General features: G+C 69.5%; 7 protein-coding genes and 3 pseudogenes. 5 read left to right on the top strand and 5 right to left on the bottom strand.

Features of this window, described 5'->3' with window-relative positions:
* Nucleotides 1–11: 11 nt before the first annotated feature.
* Together M3148_RS17755 and M3148_RS05750 are read left to right on the top strand one after the other, a co-directional pair.
* Nucleotides 12–7,130, top strand: a complete 7,119-nt coding sequence (locus M3148_RS17755; protein ID WP_308203215.1) for an RHS repeat-associated core domain-containing protein — start codon at nt 12–14, stop codon at nt 7,128–7,130.
* A 1,119-nt stretch (nt 7,131–8,249) separates the two neighbouring features.
* Nucleotides 8,250–8,477, top strand: a complete 228-nt coding sequence (locus tag M3148_RS05750; RefSeq protein ID WP_251303724.1) for a hypothetical protein — start codon at nt 8,250–8,252, stop codon at nt 8,475–8,477.
* 231 nt (nt 8,478–8,708) lie between these two features.
* Here the strand turns inward: M3148_RS05750 and M3148_RS05745 are convergent.
* From M3148_RS05745 to M3148_RS05725, 4 genes and pseudogenes are all read right to left on the bottom strand, one after another.
* Nucleotides 8,709–9,536: pseudogene (locus tag M3148_RS05745) on the bottom strand (IS1380 family transposase); the annotation flags it as partial.
* Nucleotides 9,533–10,549, bottom strand: coding sequence for an IS30 family transposase (locus M3148_RS05740; RefSeq protein ID WP_285883429.1), 1,017 nt, complete (start codon nt 10,547–10,549; stop codon nt 9,533–9,535). The pseudogene M3148_RS05745 and the gene M3148_RS05740, both read right to left, overlap by 4 nt.
* 62 nt (nt 10,550–10,611) lie before the next feature.
* Nucleotides 10,612–11,205, bottom strand: a pseudogene (locus M3148_RS05735) (transposase); the annotation flags it as partial.
* A 193-nt stretch (nt 11,206–11,398) separates the two neighbouring features.
* Nucleotides 11,399–12,131, bottom strand: a pseudogene (locus M3148_RS05725) (transposase); the annotation flags it as partial.
* Between the two features lie 360 nt (nt 12,132–12,491).
* On the opposite strand from M3148_RS05725, the gene M3148_RS05720 reads away from it, so the two are divergent.
* Genes M3148_RS05720 through M3148_RS05710 form a run of 3 tightly spaced genes read left to right on the top strand, consistent with a single transcriptional unit; the run spans nt 12,492 to nt 15,021 of the window.
* Nucleotides 12,492–13,472: a methionine ABC transporter ATP-binding protein gene (locus M3148_RS05720; protein ID WP_251303720.1), complete on the top strand. Its 981-nt coding sequence runs from the start codon at nt 12,492–12,494 to the stop codon at nt 13,470–13,472.
* Nucleotides 13,469–14,146, top strand: coding sequence for a methionine ABC transporter permease (locus M3148_RS05715; RefSeq protein ID WP_251303719.1), 678 nt, complete (start codon nt 13,469–13,471; stop codon nt 14,144–14,146). The genes M3148_RS05720 and M3148_RS05715 overlap by 4 nt, the downstream gene beginning before the upstream one ends.
* 23 nt (nt 14,147–14,169) lie before the next feature.
* Nucleotides 14,170–15,021: a MetQ/NlpA family ABC transporter substrate-binding protein gene (locus tag M3148_RS05710; RefSeq protein ID WP_251303718.1), complete on the top strand. Its 852-nt coding sequence runs from the start codon at nt 14,170–14,172 to the stop codon at nt 15,019–15,021.
* Between the two features lie 72 nt (nt 15,022–15,093).
* Here the strand turns inward: M3148_RS05710 and M3148_RS05705 are convergent, their stop codons facing one another.
* Complete coding sequence (locus tag M3148_RS05705) at nt 15,094–17,478, bottom strand: heavy metal translocating P-type ATPase (protein WP_251303717.1); 2,385 nt, start codon at nt 17,476–17,478, stop codon at nt 15,094–15,096.
* Nucleotides 17,479–17,500: the final 22 nt, after the last annotated feature.

The raw sequence follows: 17,500 nt of genomic DNA, 5'->3' as shown, positions 1-17,500 counted from the left end.
CAACGAGCCTCGTGGGACCACTGTCGGACGGAGATTCCGCGAACGTCGGATTCCAGTCGGCTCGGGCCGGGACTTTCGGCTCTGGCGACTGGCTTGGACATGCGGTCCGAGCTGGTCGTCGTGCTCCTTCGAGGGCTGTCGCTCATCGAGCGTGCTTCGCGGTGCCGTGTGTGTGCGCTACTTTCTTGCCACCACGCACAGCGCGACGGATCGCGAACTGTCTGGGGCCGGGCTCCCACGAGGGAGGGTCCGGCTTTGGATGCCCCGGCGATGGGGCTTGGGTCAGGGAGTCTGGCGTGGTTGTTGACGAGCTCTATTTGGCGCGCCCTGTGGGGCGTTCGGTGCTCGAGTGGTTCGGTGTGCCGGAGCGGTGGTCAAGGCTGACTGTCGCGGTCGGAGTGCTCGCGGCGATGACGTTGATCGTGGAGGGTGTGCCCGCGGCCGCGGCGCCGGCGGCGCCGACGCCGCTTGCGCGCCCTGCGGCGCAGCCGCAAGGCCCTGACCTGACAGGTCCGGCAGTCGCGGCTGACGCGATCACCGCAGTGGTGCAGGCCCGGGCGCAGGGCCGGGCGGTGGAGGACTTGTCGCAGCGGACGATGGAGTCCTCGACGTTCGCGATGTCGGACGGGACCTGGGCCACGGGTGTGGGCTCGGGACCGGTATGGGTGCCGCGGATGGAGTTCACGGGCGGGGACGGCACCGCGCCGGAGGACTGGGCGCCGGTGGACCTGACGCTGCAGTTGGATGAGGACGGGTTGGTGCGTCCGGTGGCGCAGGTCGCCGACCTGGTCCTGTCGGGGGGCACTGTCTCTCCGGAGGGTGTGCACGATGAGCACACGGTGGTCGCCACGGTGACAGACCCGGACACCGGTGTGGTGACGAGCAGCGGCTGGGACGGGCCGCTGCCTACTCCACGGCTCGAGGGCCGCCGGGCGGTGTACGAGGATGTCGAGCCGGGGATTGATCTGGTGGTGGAAGCCACCAGTATGGGGTTCGAGGAGTTCTTCATCCTGCGGGACGCCGCCGCGGCGCAGGTTCTGGCGGGCACGGGCTTGTCGCTGGCCGCCGAGGGCGCCCAGATCGAGGAGGTGCCGGAAGACACTCTGGCCGTCACCGACGACAGCGGGCAGGTCCTGGCGAGCTCGGGCACCCCGCTGATGTGGGATGCGGCCGCCGATGGGGGCCGGCATTTCCCGTTGACGGCCGAGCGGCCCGCGGAGCCGGTTGGTGAGCGGGCGCTGTCCCCGATGCCGGACTTCGACAACCCCGAGGAGTCCACCGCTGCCACCGCCTTTGACACTACGAGTGTGGAGGCAGCCGACCGGCCGGAGGGCGAGCCGGCTCTGGTGCCTGACCCCATGGCTGAGGCGGTCGTGGTCGAGCGGACGGTCGAGGTCACCGGAGGGGTCGCTGAGGTCTCTCTTGTTCCCGGTGAGGAGTTCCTGGCCGACCCCGACACGCAGTTCCCGGTGGTGGTCGACCCGTCGGTGTCTATCAGGGTGGGGTTCGACACCTACGTCAAGAAGGGCTCGACGACGGATTGGTCGGCGGCGACGGAGCTGTTGGTGGGGACCTGGGACAGCGGCGCGAATGTGGCGCGTTCGTTCCTGCAGTTCAACACCACCGCGATCGCCGGGAAGGCCGTCACCTCGGCCCGGCTGGAGATGTACGCGTTCCACTCCTACTCCTGCACGCCGCGCAACTGGCAGGTGTGGCACACGTTCTCGGTGTCGTCGGCTACCCGGTGGACTTCTCAGCCGTCGTGGCAGACGCTGCAGGCGACGTCTTCGGCCACGTCCGGATATGGCTCTGGGTGCCCGGACTCGTGGGCGTATGTGGATGTGAAGAACATCGTCGCGGCCGGGGCGGCGAAGTCCGACAAGCAGCTCACCGTGGGCGTGCGAGCGGAGAACGAGGCCGACAGCTACGGGTGGAAGCGGTTCTATGCCGCGGACAACGGCGCGAACATCCCCTCGTTGTGGGTGACGTACAACTCCTACCCGAACACGCCAGTGGGGCGGGAGCACGCGTCGCAGGAGACCTACAGGGGCGTGGACCCGGTAACCGGGGCAAGCACCCTGTACGTTCGGACTGCTAAGCCTGGGCTATCCGCGGTGGTCTCTGACCCTGACGGTGGCGCAGTGCGCGCACTTTTTGACGTGCAGCAGGGCTCCACGGCGGTGTGGAACAAGGTGCAGGGCGCTCAGGTGGCGTCGGGGAACCGGTCGCTTTTCACGCCCACCAGCTCGACTCCGGCCCTGGTCGACGGGAGGACCTACAGCGTCAGGGCATGGGGGTATGACGGGTCCTTGACGTCGAAGACCTCGACGGACGGCACATGGACCTTCACCACCGACCTGACCAACCCCGCCACCCCGACGGTCGCAGCGAGCGGCTACAGCGCGGGGCAGTGGCGCGATGCAGCCCCCGCGTCGAACACGTTCGCCTTCTCCTCTGCCTCCTCCGATGTCATGAAGTTCGAGGTCCAGGAGGACGGTGGCTCCGCGCGGTCCATCACGGCTAAGACCGATGGCACGGCACGGACAGCAACGCACCTCTGGAACCCGGGGCCCGGGTCGCACTCGTTGAAGGTGACGGCCGTGGACAAGGCCAATAGGAGATCACCAGCCACGACCTTCACATTCGGCTCCGGCGGCGCTGCGATGACATCACCGGCCAGCGGCGCGAAGTCCACTGACACCTTCACGGTCAGCGCCGCTGCTCCGCCGGCCGCGTCGGGTGAGGTCATTGCGGCGATCTACTGGCGCACGGCAGGGACAGCGGATGCGAGTGGGTGGAACACCACCACCGGGTCGACCACGGGGTGGACGCTGGCCAAGACGCTGCACCCCGTCGCAGCCGGCAAGCCGGTGTCGGTCAACGATTCCTTCTCGGCCGCGGCTGCGGCCTCGGCGATGGGTCAGCCCCGCACACCGGCGCTGATCGATGTCCAGGTCTGCTTCACGTATGCCGCTACCGGTGTCACGCGGTGCACCTGGGTCAGCGACGACGCCGCGCATCCCTCGCACACTTCGGTGCTGCGGGTCCCGCACGCCTTTGGTGACGCGTTCCCTGAGGCCGACGCGGGCCCGGGCAAGGTCGCGTTGTGGACGGGTGAGTTCTCCACCTCGGCCACCGACGTCTCTGTGCCCACCCCGAAGGACACGTTGTCGATCTCCCGCACCTACGCCTCCTTCACCGGCCCGGCGGTCTCTCCCGCTAGCGCCGTGTTCGGCCCCGGGTGGGTCGCGAACCTTGACGGGTCGGACTTCGGCGCCGCGGGGTATGAGGTCGTGGACTCCACCGGTATCGACGGCACCATCGCGCTGGTCGACGGGGACGGGCAGGCGCTGGTCTACCGCCAGCCCGGCGCGACCCGCACCGCCGGCAAGACCGGGGTATACGTCGCCGTCGATGAGGAGACCTCCGCTGAAGGCGCCCGCCTGGAGCTGAAGGCGGCGAGCGGGACGACCCCCCGATCCGTGTCGCTGACCGAGGACGAGGGGACCGTCACGATTTGGACCCCCGGCCCCGCAGGTGCCGGCGGATCACCCACCTGGGTGGTCGACCGGATCGCCCAGGCCGGGAACGTTGGCACCACCACGTTCAGTCGGGACAGCAAGGGCCGCATCACCCGGATCCTTGCCCCCGCCCCTGACGGGGTCGCGTGCTCAGCCACCGGCGACTTGGTCCCCGGGTGCCGGGCCCTGGAGCTCGTGTACGCCACCACGACGACGGCGACGGCAGCCACGCCTGGGGACTACATCGACCGTCTTGTCCGGGTGCGCTACCGCGCCTTCAACCCCGACAGGGCCCAGCCGGCGATGGAAGCCGTCGAGGTCGCGACCTACACCTACACGGCGCAGGGCTACCTGGCCACGGCCAGCGACCCCCGCACGAGCCTGAAGACCTCCTACTCCTACAACGCTGTTCCTAGCGGGCTCAGCGCTCCCCAGCTCACGCAGATCACCCCACCGGGCCTGGCCCCCTGGCACCTGGCGTACGCCGACACGCCTCAAGGCACTCACGGGCTGGCCACGGTGAGCCGCGCCCCAGCGACCGGCACCGGCACGTCGATGGCGCAGTCGGCGTTCGTGTACAACATCCCGCTCACCGGCACCGACCTGCCCGCCGTGGACACCGACACCGTGGCCACCTGGGGACAGGAAGCGGCACCGACGTGGGGCGCGGCCGTCTTCGACGCCGACCACGCCGCCTCCATCACCAGCCCCGCCGGGGCGGGTGTGACCGACTGGCGCCAGGGGGACCTGCAGTACACCGACGCCCAGGGCCGGGTCATCAACACCGCCTCCTACGGCGCCGGTGACTGGCAGATCAGCGCCACCGACTACGACACCGAGGGACGGGTGGTGCGCTCCCTGGACACCGGCGCCATCGCCCACATCCGCGAGACCCTCGCGGGCGGGGGAAGCGTGGACGCCAACACCTACGCCACCATCACCCGCTACAACGCCGCCATCACCGCCCCGGCCGCGATCACGCACGCCGGTGGCACGATTCCCGCCGGCACTGTGCTCACCCCCGCCGGGACTCTGGTCACCGACGTGTGGGAACCGGCCACCCCGGCCGGCCCCGACGGTGAGCTCGTCCGCGTCCACACCCACACCGACTACGACCAGGGCGCCCCCAACAGCGGGGTCAACCCCGCCACCGGCATCGCTTACCGGCTGCCCACCACGGTCACCACCACCATCGCGGCCCCCGACTCGGGTAGCTCCGACCCCACCCATGCCCTGCCCACGGGGGAGGAGGTCACCGCTCAGGTCAAGACCGGGTATGACCCGATCGACGGCGCTACTGCCACCGGGCCAACGTCGGGATGGACCCTGGGCATGGCCACCACCACAACCACCGTCATGGGCCAGGGCCAGAGCGACATCACCGCCCGCACCGCCTACAACAGCGCCGGGCAGACCGTCCAGACCCGCCAGCCCAAGTCCACCGGGACCGACGCGGGCACCACCAACCAGATCTACTACACCGCCGTGGCCAACCCCGCCGACGCCGCCTGCGGGAACCGGCCCGAGTACGCCGGCCTGCCCTGCGCCACCCGCACCGGGGAGAGCACCCCGACGATCGCCACGACCCGCACCACCAACTACACCCTCTACCTGGCCCCCCGCACCGTGACCGAGACCCTCGGTACGGCCGTGCGGACCACGACCACCACCTACACCGCTGACGGGCGCATCTCCACAGCCGCCACCACAACCAGCGGGCTCCCCGGCTCGAGCGCGGTGCCGACGTCCAAGACCGAATACGCCCCGGCCACCGGTTTGCCCACCGCGGCGGTCTCGCTCAAGAATGGCGCGGAGACCGGACGGATCACCACTGGCTACGACGCCTGGGGACGGGCCACCACGTACACCGACACCGACGGTCAGACCACGACCACCACCTACACCGCCACCGGCGACGTGCAGACCATCAATGACCCCACCGGCACCATCGCCTACACCTACAACGGTCTCGACGCCGACGGCCGGCCAGAGTTCCGGGGCCTGACCACCGCGATGAGCATCACCAACGCCGACCAGCCTTCCCTCAGGCTCACCGCCGCATACGACGCCGGCGGGAACCTCACCCGGCAAGCCCTGCCCGGCGGGATCGAGCAGAACTACACCTATGACCGTGCCGGGCAGCTCACCGACCTCACCTACACCGGCGAAGGGGCCGAGGGGCGCTTCGAGTGGTTCGCCTTCAACCTCACCCGCGACGCCGACGGCAACATCATCGGTGACACCGCACCCGGACGGGCACGAACCTTCACCATCGACCGCGCCGACCGCCTCACCCACGTCACCGACACCATCGACACGGTCGACGACGCGAGCACATGCACCACCCGCAGCTACACCTTCGACGCCAACGGCAACCGCACCACCACCACCGCCACCGGGGCGGTCGACGCCTGCCCGACGCAGGGCGCCACCTCTCGGACCTGGGTCCATGACACCGCCGACAGGGTCTTGTCCGGCGCGAACAGCACGGGCAGCTATGTCTATGACCCGCTCGGGCGCCAGACCACCCTGCCCGGCGTGGACACCCCCACCGGCCCCGCCGCGGGGAACCTCCAGGTCGGGTACTACGACACCGACCTCGTGCGCACTACCACCCAGAACGGGGCCACCACCACCTACCAGCTCGACCCCGCCGCACGCCGCTCCACCACCACACACACCACCGGTACCAGCACGACCACCACGGTGCGGCACTACGGCGACACCAGCGACAACCCCGCTTGGGCCACCAAGACGACACCCACCGGGACTGAAACCACCCGGTACCTCCCCGGCCTCGCCGGCGGCCTCGCCCTCGAGATCACCGGCACCGACCCCGCTCTGCTGGTGAGCGACCCCCACGGCACCACCTCCACCACCATCCCCATCCCCACCACAAGCTCGAGCTATACCACCGCCAGCACCCCCTGGCAGCGCACCGACGAGTACGGCAACCCGCTCGACACGCACCCCTCGGCAACGGGCGTGCTGCCGTACGCCTGGCACGGGAAGGACGAACGTGCCACCGACACCACTGGGCTCTCCCTCATGGGCGTCCGCCTCTACAACCCGGTCACCGGACTCTTTACCTCCCGTGACCCGATTCCCGGGGGCAACACGACCGCCTACGCGTACCCACAAGACCCCATCAACAATCATGACCTCGACGGACAAAAAAGGCGGCCTCGCAGCATTTCGAAGCAGCCTACGTGGTGGCAGCGCCACGGCGGGAAGGTCCTCACGGTGGGTACCATCGCGGCATGTGTCGTAGCGTCCGTGTTCGTATGTGGCGCAATTAGCGTCGGCGCGGCTTTTGTATCAAACTCGCGAATAAGGCGCGGACACTTCTCGTTCGACAGGCGGGGATTTATAAATGACGCCGCATGGATTGTCGCAGGTGGCGCTGCCGGCAGAGCGTTATCAGGTTCGTTGCGACTTTCCGCGATCTCGCGCTACAGGCGCCCGGCACCTCGACACAGCGCACGCCATGACCCCCGCGGCCACGTCACTCGTATCGACTGGCGGCAAACACGGAGAAATATGGGCGCGAACCTAGTTCTGGGTACGGCGGGAGCCGCAGGCGCTAGCGTGACGCGGCGGGGGAGATAGGAGTACTTATGCAAGCCGCACAGGCGCGCGTTGTGTTGGCGCCACCCCGGTGGCCGATCCAGGCGATGGTCGCAGTGAGTCTGCTCATCGTAGCGTTCGTGTGCACCGGAGTTCCGGTCACGAATCCTGAATCTCCCGCGTACCACGTGGAGTTTGGGGCGTATCTAGGTATTTTCGCCGCTCTGCTCCTCGCGATAGCTAGTTCTCGTGTGATAGGTCAGGGTGACCGTCTCATTCTTCGCAATGCGTTCGTAGATGTTGTAATACCGCGACATGCAGTCGATTACATCGACACGTTGAACGGTCTAGCGGTGGTTGCACACACTGGTAAACGGTATAATTCGAGCGCTTACGGTCAGTCCGCACTCCAAATTCTGTTCGAGAGCAGAACAGTTCAATCTGCGGGGCACACGGTCGAGCAGTGGCTAGCCGCACATCCGAGCACGTCCTGTGAGCCGACCCTGATTAGAGTCCGCCTGCGCCGATGGTGGTATGTAGGGCTGCCGATTTGCGTGGCGTCAGCTCTGGCGTACCAGTTAGCCCTGTATGCTTTGGCGCCAGTGATACGCCCGAGTTTCGTGACTCTCCTCGAACTTCTGTGAGGCGGGATGCTACGCCGTTTGGCGAGGAGGAGGATAAAGACGCCCCGTGATGTCCGGATGGACAGCTTCGCGCGGATCAGTTACGCCCGGTTTACGAAATGTTGCTTGGGGTGGCGCGGTTGTGAACCGCCTACTCTCAGGAAAGTTTCAACAATTGGGACGTGGGCGTAGGGCGATCCAAGCGAATCGGCGTGCCAACAACTGGACGGATCGCAGCAGGACTTGGGGAACGACATACGATCGGGTCAGTGTTGCCAACTCGTCGTGGCGATATGGCACGAAAACGGCCAGGCGGTATCGCTAGGATGGAGAAATTCTTCAGGACCCCATGGATAACTTACGGCATCGTCTACATGTACAGGCGCAAGCTCGGCTTTTACATGTACGACTTGGAAGCGTTCGAGGACTACTGGACGGACAGCCCCTTAGCTCATCCTCCCGTGGTCCAACACGGGCTTTCTGCGGGTACGGCCGCGTTCCTTATTCTTCCGATGCTAGCCGTCCAGGTTGTGTACGCATGGCAGGATACTTCCGCGTCCGAAGAGTTTTGGCTGTTCACATACCTGTTCAACCTGTCAATGGTCATACTGATGTACCATTTGTTCTGGGTGATTTTCGCGGTGTGCTCTCCGAAATCGCAGAAGCACAGCTTCTGGCGGTGGACGCTAAGCTTCCCGAGCGAATTGGTGGTAATCGCCATAACCGCTCTCGCATCAGTGCAGATTTGACATCATCCGCCCGATGAATGCAATATCAGCCGGAAGCCGTGACACGGACTGGCTGGGCGAACCTCCTCGCTAGCTAGCCCGGATCTTTCATGGGGCGGCCGGGCGGGGTGGTGGCCTCGTCGGTGTCTGTGGCTGAGTCGATTCTGACATCGAGGTGCGACAGAAGGACCGAGTGTCGTCTCGGGTGGGCGCCGGTTCCGTGGCCGGGGGGCTTGCTGAAAGGTCGTCGGGACAGGAAGTTCGGGGTCTCAGCCTGGAGCAGCGAGCCGGCGAAGACGCTGGAGGCCCTGGTGAGCGAGGCTTGCCCAGGGCGCGGTGTCGGCCAGGTGCAGGACTGTGCGCCGGGCATGGCGGGCGATGGTGGCCGGGATGGTGAAGATCCGCAGCCGTAGTCGCTTGGGCTCCCAGCGGCGGGCATCGTGTGTGGTGAGGGCGAGCATCTGCATCCAGGCGGTGATCTCGGCGGCGAGGGCGACGATGGCGAGCCAGATCTGGTTCTGTGCGAAGTCGTGCAGCGGGAAGGCGCGCAGGCCGGTGTCCTTGGCGGTGCGGATGCGGTCTTCGCAGCGCGCCCGGCGGCGGTGACGCAGCTCCAGGTTGGCGAGCTGAGTGCCGGGACCGCCGGGGCGGGTGTTGGTGGCGAACGCGGTGACGCGGTGTCCGTCGATGTCGGTGATGCGCAGCTGAGCACCAGGGTGGGGACGTTCCTTGCGGGCGATGACGCGCATCCCCGGCGGCCAGCCGGTCAGGTCGAGCAGGTCGGTGAGCTCGGCGACCCAGGCCCCGTCACGGATCTGGTCGTTGGCGTCGAGGGCGGGCTGCCACACGTCCTGGGGGATCAGCTCCAGCAGCTCGGGGGTCTCGGCGGGCAGCGTGAACCCGACTGAGTAGGACAGTCGCTGGCCGTGCATCCACTTGATGACGTCGTGGGTACAGCCGGCGCCGTCGGTACGGATAAGAACCTTCCTGCCCGGGCGGGTCCCGCGCCGGTAACCAGGCAGCTGACGCAGCGCGTCACGGATGACGGTGATGTGGTCGGCCGCGGTGTTCGAGCCGGCATTCCCGGGCGGTGTCAAGGCGTCGTAGCAACGCTGTCGGTGAGGAGGCGTTCGAAGGCTTCGCGTGGAGTGAGGTAGCCCAGGACGGCGCGGGGGCGTTCGTTGAGCTCTTCGGCGATCGAGGTCAGGTAGGGCTGGTGTGCCGGGATCGCGGTGCCCTTGGGCAGGTACTCGCGGATGAGGCCGTTGGTGTTCTCGTTGGTGCCGCGCTCCCACGGGGAGTGCGGGTGAGCGAAGTAGACCGGCATCTGCGTCGCCAGGGTCAGGGCGGCGTGCTTGGCCATCTCAGAGCCCTGGTCCCAGGTCAGCGACTTGCGCATCATCGCGGGCAGCTCATCGGCGTTGTCGATCAACGCGTCGGCGAGGTGCTCACTGTCCTTGCCCGCCGGCAGCGCCAGGATCGTGGTGAACCTCGTCGTGCGCTCAACCAGCGTCGCCGCCGCAGAGCGGCCGTGGGCGCCGATCACCAGGTCGCCCTCCCAGTGGCCCGGCACGCGCCGCTCGGTCAGGTCCTCGCGGTCATCGATGCTGACCATCCCCACGAGCGGCGCCCCGCGCTGGCCCAGCGGCCTGGGTGCGCGGCGTCTGGTGCGCTTGGAGCGCAGCATCACTCCGTGCGCCGCGAGCTCGCCCTTGGGCAGGGCGTAGATGAACCGGTAGATCGCCTCGTGGCTGACCGTCCTGCCACCGGCCGGCACGGATCCCTTCATCAGGCTCACGCTCTCGTCCCGGGCCTCCAGGTGCAAGCGTCCGGCGATCTGACGCGGAGTACGTGAGTGCTTCAGATCGGCCAGCACCCGGGCGCGCAGCACCGGATCGGCCTCGACCTTCCCCTTCTGGGGACGCGACCGGCGTCGCTGGGCGCGGCAGTCCGCGGTGACCATCTTGTACCCGCGCGTCTTCGTCGAGTTACGCCGGATCTCACGCGAGACCACCGACGGGGAACGGTCGAGGTACTCGGCGATCCTGCGCACCGTCCACCCCGCCTTGAGCCCCGTGGAGATCTCCGCCCGATCCGTCGCCGTCAGCATCCTGCGTCCCACCAGCAACCCCTCACCCGACCAGCACTGTTGCTACGACGCTATGACACCGCCCCGGCCCGTAGCATGAGCGCCAGCGGTTCCCCGCTGCCCTCGTGACCGTGGTCGAGGAACGCGCACAACGGATGGAAGCCGTAGCCGCGTTTGAACGTCGCCCCAGCGCGCTCCTTGTCGGAGTGAGAGGTCACCAAGGTGGCGTCCACATCGATGATCAACGGCGACTTGGCGCTGGTCTCGTGGTCCGGGGCGTGTTCACCGGCCAGCGACCATGCCCTGGTGCGGGCGGCGGCCCGCGCCGTGTTGATCGCCCGCAACGCCGCGGTGGCGTCGGTGGCCAGGGCGTCGATGGTGCGCGAGACCGTCGGGTCAGAGGCCACCGGCCCGTAGAGGTCGGGTTCGGCGCGCAGCAACGCGACGTCTGAGAGCGTGTCCCCGCCCAGCGCCAGACACGCCGCCAGGTCGGTGATGACCTTGGCGGGGTCGTGGACGGCCAGCGGCTTGCGCCACGGCGCCAGCGCCTCCGACAGCTCCGCTCCCAGACCGGTGGCCGCGATGGTTTCGGTCAGTAGCACCCCGCCGGCCTGACCGACCGCCGGGACGCTGGCCGTGTCGACCTCGACACGTGGATAGGCGCGGGTAGTCTTCACCTTGAAGGTGCTCCTCGAACTGGTTGCGGTTGGTCCTAGACAAACCACATCGTCCCAGGTCAGGAGCACTTTCTACGTCAACGACACGAACCATCGCCGCCCTGCCGTGAAAGCACCGGGCTAGCCAGAGCCCTCGTGCGACGGCAGCTATCACAGCCAACAACTGACTCTCCATCGAACCGGGGGCGGTTCACAGCTCGTCGGCGTTGTCGTTCAGGGCGTCGGCGAAATGCTCGCTGTCCTTGCCAGCCGGCAGCGCCAGGATGGTGGTGAACGGGGTGGTGCGCTCGACCAGGGTCGCGGCGGCGGACCGGCCTTGAGCGCCGATCACCCGGTCGCCTTCGCAGTGGCCAGGTACGCGTCGCGCGGGGAGGTCCTCGCGGTCATCCATGCTGACCATGCCCACGATTGGCGCCCCGCGCTGGCCCAGCGGTCTGGGTGCGCGGCGTCTGGCTGGCCCAGCGGTCTGGGTGCGCGGCGTCTGGTGCGCTTGTAGCGCAGCGTCACCCCGTGCGCGGCGAGCTCGCCCTTGGGCAGGGCGTAGATGAACCGGTAGATCGCGTTGTGACTGACCGTCTTGCCGTCCGCCGGCATCGATCCCTTCATCGGGCTCACGCTGTCGTCCCGGGCCTCCGGGTGCAAGCGTCCGGCGATTGGGCGCGGAGTGCGCGAGTGCTTCAGATCGGCCAGGACCCGGGTGCACAGGACCGGGTCGGCCCCGATCTTCCCGGTCTGGGAGCGGGACCGGCGTCGCTGGGCGCGGCAGTCCGCGGTGACCACCTTGTAGCCGCGCGTCTTGTTCGAGTCACGCCGGATCTCGCGGGAAATCACTGACGGGGACGGTCGAGGTGCTCGGCGATCCTGCGGACAGTCCACCCCGCTTCCAGCTTTGTAGAGATCTCCGCCCGATCCGTCGCCGTCAGCATCCTGCGCACCACGTGCAACCCCTCGCGCGGCCCAGCACTGTCGCTACGACGCTATGACACCGCCCGGCGTGCGATGGGTGAGCGAGTAGCGCAGCTGCCCGTTGAGCGCGTCGAGCCGCCAGTCGCTGATGATCGTGCGGAAGTCGTCGTGCATACGGCCTGGCGGCTGCTGGCGGAGGCGGTCAAGCGGGCCGCGGGAGGCGCTATCCACTCCATCTCGGAACGTGGACACCACGGCTGTTTCGGAGGCGGCGAATCTAACGTGGCGGGACCATCCAGAGCAGCCGAGAGACCTGGCTCGTCGACGCTGCAGCAACCCGCTCCAACGGGTGCTCCCGCCAGGACCGATGGAGGAACCCCGTGATCAGCCTCAGCGACCTGCGCAAGGTCTACCGCACCCGCGGTGACCGCGAGGTCGTCGCCCTGGACGGCATCGACCTCCACGTCCCCCGCGGCGAGGTCCACGGGATCGTCGGGGAGTCCGGCGCGGGCAAGTCGACCCTCATCCGCTGCCTCACCGCCCTCGAGGAGCCGAGCTCGGGGACCGTCGCCATCGACGGCGTCACCCTCACCGGCCTCGGCGAGCGTGAGCTGCGCCGGCAGCGGCGGCGGATCGGCATGGTCTTCCAGCACGTCAACCTCCTCGACGCCCGGACGGCGGCGCAGAACGTCGCCTACTCGCTGCGGGTGGCGGAGGTGTCGCGCGCCGAGCGGGACGTCCGGGTGGCCGAGCTGCTCCAGCTCGTGGGCCTCGGGGACCGCGGTGACTCCTACCCCGCGCAGCTGTCCGGCGGGCAGAAGCAGCGTGTCGGCATCGCCCGGGCGCTCGCGGCCGAGCCGGCGGTGCTCCTGTGCGACGAGCCCACCTCGGCCCTCGACTCCGACACCACCCGCCAGATCCTGCGGCTCATCCGTGAGCTGCGCGACCGCCTGGGGCTGACCGTCCTCATCATCACCCACGAGATGTCCGTGGTCCGGGAGGTCTGCGACTCCGTCACGCTCCTCGACCACGGGAAGGTGGCCCAGACCGGGCCGATCGCCGAGGTGGCCGGCGAGCACGGCTCGCGGCTCGCCCGCTCCCTCGTCCCGCTCCCGCCGGAGCCCGGCGTGGCCGGCCGCATTACCCTCGAGCTCGCCTTCGGCGGGGGGACGCCCGCGCACCGGGTGCTCGCCGCCGTCGCCACCCTCGGCGAGGACGTCGACGTCGCCTCCGGCACGATCGAGACCCTCGCCGGCACCCGGGTGGGGCGCCTGCGCATCACCGTCCCGGCTGCCGCCGTCGCGAGCTCCACCGCCCGGCTGCGCGTCGAGGGCGTCCACGTCGAGGAGGTGGCGCCGTGAGCTGGCTGCAGGACGCGCTGAGCAACCGGGTCATCACCGAGCAGCTGCCCGAGGCCACCCTCGAGACGCTCTACATGACCGGGCTGTCCTCGCTCGCCACGGTGGTGCTCGGTCTGCCGCTCGGGCTCGCGCTCGTCGCGACGGCGCCCGGGGGCCTGCGCCCGGCGCGCGCGGTCAACGCGGCGCTCGCGACCGTCGTCAACGTCGGGCGCTCCTTCCCCTTCGTCATCCTCATGATCGCGATCCTCCCGCTCACGCGGCTCATCACCGGCACCACCTACGGGTGGCTCTCCGCCGTCGTCCCGCTCTCGCTCGCCGCCACACCCTTCTTCGCGCGGCTCGTCGAGAACGCCGTCCGCGACGTGAGCGCGGGGAAGGTCGAGGCGGCGCGCATGGTGGGCGCCTCCCGGCTCGCGATCGTCGGCGGGGTCCTCGTGCGCGAGGCGCTGCCCGCCCTCGTCGGCGGTGCGACCGTCACCGTCATCACGCTCGTCGGCTACTCCGCGATGGCCGGCGCACTGGGTGCCGGCGGGCTCGGCGCTCTCGCCGTCAACCACGGCTACAACCGTTTCCAGACCGACGTCATGGTCGTGACCGTCGTCGTCATCATCGTCCTCGTCCAGCTCGTCCAGATGCTCGGTGACCGGGTCGTGCGACTCGTCGACCACCGCTGAGCGTCCCCACGAAAGGAAGTCCCATGACCACCCTCCGCACCTCCACCCGGATCGCGGCCCTCGTCGGCGTCGCGGCCCTCACCCTCGCCGCCTGCAGTGACGCCGCGGACGACACCACCGACGGCACCACGTCGGGCTCCGAGGGCGAGGTCGCGACGATCGTCGTCGGCGCCAGCCCCACCCCGCACGCCGAAATCCTCGAGTTCGTCCAGGACAACCTCGCCGAGGACGCCGGCTTCACCCTCGACATCGTCGAGTACACCGACTACGTCCAGCCCAACGTCCAGCTCGCCGAGGGGGAGCTGGACGCGAACTTCTTCCAGCACCTGCCGTACTACGAGGCCGAGGTGGAGGAGAAGGGCTACGACTTCGCGCACTTCGAGGGCGTCCACATCGAGCCCTACGGCGTCTACTCCGACTCCCTCACCTCGCTCGACGAGCTGCCCGACGGCGCCCAGGTGGGCGTGCCCAACGACCCGGCCAACCAGGCCCGCGCGCTCGAGCTCCTCGCCGCCGAGGGTATCTTCACCCTGGCCGAGGACGTCGAGGACCCGACGATCTTCGACGTCGCGGACAACCCGAAGAACGTCGAGCTCGCCGAGCTCGAGGCCGCCCAGCTCGTCCGCAGCCTCCAGGACTTCGACGCCGCCGTCATCAACGGCAACTACGCCCTCGAGGCCGACCTCAACCCGGCCGAGGACGCCATCCTCCTCGAGTCCGGCGAGGGCAACCCCTACGCCAACCTCCTCGCCGTGCGCGCGGAGGACGCCGAGAACGAGGCGATCCTCGCCCTGGACGAGGCGCTGCACTCCCAGGCGGTCCGCGACTTCATCGCCGAGCGCTGGCCCGCCGGCGAGATCATCCCCGCCTTCTAACCCACCCCCATGTACGCCGACAGCCGGATTCCTCCAGGAGGAATCCGGCTGTCGGCGCATCTCTAGCGGGGGTCAGCCGGCGCGGCGCAGGCGCAGGGAGTTGCCGACGACGATGACCGAGCTCGCCGCCATCGCGGCACCGGCGATCATCGGGTTGAGCAGCCCGAGCGCCGCGAGCGGGATCGCGGCGACGTTGTAGGCGAAGGCCCAGAAGAGGTTCTGCTTGATCACCCGCAGGGTGGCGCGGGAGACGGCGATCGACGTCGGGGCGGCGCGTAGGTCGCCCGTCACGAGCGTGATGTCGCTGGCCTCGATCGCGACGTCGGTGCCGGTGCCCATCGCCAGGCCCAGGCCCTGCTGCCCGGCCTGCGCGAGGGCCGCGGCGTCGTTGACGCCGTCCCCGACCATCGCCACGACCCGGCCCTCGCCCTGGAGGCGGGCGACGACGTCGAGCTTGTCCTCCGGCAGCACCTCGGCGATGACGTCCTCGGCCGGGATCCCGACCTCGCGGGCCACGGCCTCGGCGGTGGCCCGGTTGTCGCCGGTGAGGAGCATCGGCCGCACGCCGAGCTCCCGCAGCCGCGAGACGGCCTCGGCCGAGGTGGCCTTGACGGTGTCCCGGACGGCGAGGACGCCGCGGGCGGTGCCGTCCCAGGCGACGACGACGGCGGTCGCCCCGGTCCGCTCGGCGTCCCGGTGGTCCCGGGTCACGCCGTCGGGCACGGTGACGCCCTGCTCGACGAGCCAGGCGGGGCGGCCGACGAGGACCTCGTGGCCCTCGACCGTGCCGCTGACCCCGCGCCCGGCGTGGTTCGCGAAGCCGGTCACCTCGGGGAGGTCGCCGAGCTCGGCGCGGGCGCCGGCCGCGACGGCCTGGGCGATCGGGTGCTCGCTGGCCGCCTCGACCGCTCCCGCGAGCCGCAGCACCAGGCTGCGGTCCGCGGCGGTGGTGACGTCCGCGAGCTCCATGCGTCCCTCGGTCACCGTGCCGGTCTTGTCGAGCACCATGGTGTCGATGCGGCGGGTGGACTCGAGGATCTCCGGGCCCTTGATGACGATCCCGAGCTGCGAGGCGCGGCCCGAGCCGACGAGCAGGGCGGTGGGGGTCGCCAGCCCGAGGGCGCAGGGGCAGGCGATGATGAGGACGGCGACGGCGGCGGTGAAGGCCGCCTGGAGGTTGGCGCCGGAGAGCATCCACACCGCGAAGGTGCCGATCGCGATGACGAACACGACCGGGACGAAGACGGCGGAGATGCGGTCCGCGAGCCGCTGGACCGGGGCCTTGCCGGTCTGGGCCCGGGTGACGAGGCGGCCGATCTGGGCGAGCGTCGTCTCCTCGCCCACGCGGGTGGCCCGCACGACCAGGCGCCCGGAGGCGTTGACGGTCGCGCCGGTCACCGTGTCACCGGGACCGACGTCGACGGGCACCGGTTCCCCGGTGAGCATCGAGGCGTCCACCGCGGAGCTGCCCTCGACGACGACGCCGTCGGTGGCGACCTTCTCCCCGGGGCGGACGACGAACAGGTCCCCGGCGGCGAGCTGCTCGACGGGCACGCGCTCCTCGGTGCGCCGCCCGGCGTCGTCCACGGTGAGCCGCGCGACGTCCTTGGCGCCGAGGGAGAGCAGGGCGCGCAGCGCGTCACCCGCCCGGCGGCGGGAGCGTGACTCGGCGTAGCGGCCGGCGAGGAGGAAGGTCGTGACGACCGCCGCGACCTCGAAGTAGAGCTCGGGCATGCCGACCTCACCCAGTGCACCCTGGGCGGGGAACAGGTGCGGGGTCATTCGCATCCCGATCTCCCCGGCGCCGCCGAGCAGCAGCGCCCACAGGGACCACAGCGTGGCCGCGATGACACCGACGGACACGAGGGTGTCCATCGTCGAGGCGCCGTGCCGGGCGGCCTTGGCCGCCGAGCGGTGGAAGGGCCAGGCAGCCCAGGTCACCACGGGCAGCGACAGGAGCGCGACGACCCACTGCCAGCCCGGGAACTGGAGCGGCGGGACCATCGACAGCGCGACGATCGGCACGCTGAGCACACCCGCGACCCGCAGGCGCCGTCGCAGGTCCGCCTGGCGCCGCTCGGCGGGGGAGGAGGTGTCGTCCCCGGCGCCGTGGCTGTGCCCGGCGAGGGCGTGCTCGGTGCCGTGGCCGTCGCCGCCGTGCTCGCCGTCGTGCCCGCCGTCGTCGTGCCCGTGCCCGTGGGGGGCGTCCGCGGTCCGGCGGCGGGTCACGGTGGCGGCGTACCCGGCGCGTTCGACGGCCTTGACGACGTCCTCGTCCGCCACCTGCTCCTCGAGGGTGAGGTGTGCGGACTCGGTGGCGAGGTTGACGGTGGCGCTGACGCCGGGGACCGCGTTGAGCTTCTTCTCCACGCGGCCGACGCAGGAGGCGCAGGTCATCCCCTCGACGGCGAGGTCGATCTCACCGAATGGTGTGCTGGTCTGGGTGGGGGATGACATGGCGGCCTCCTTCGGGCTGGTT

It is taken from the genome of Georgenia satyanarayanai (assembly GCF_023715365.1).
GTDB classification, from domain to species: domain Bacteria; phylum Actinomycetota; class Actinomycetes; order Actinomycetales; family Actinomycetaceae; genus Oceanitalea; species Oceanitalea satyanarayanai_B.
This window is presented reverse-complemented; position numbering and strand designations above follow the sequence as displayed.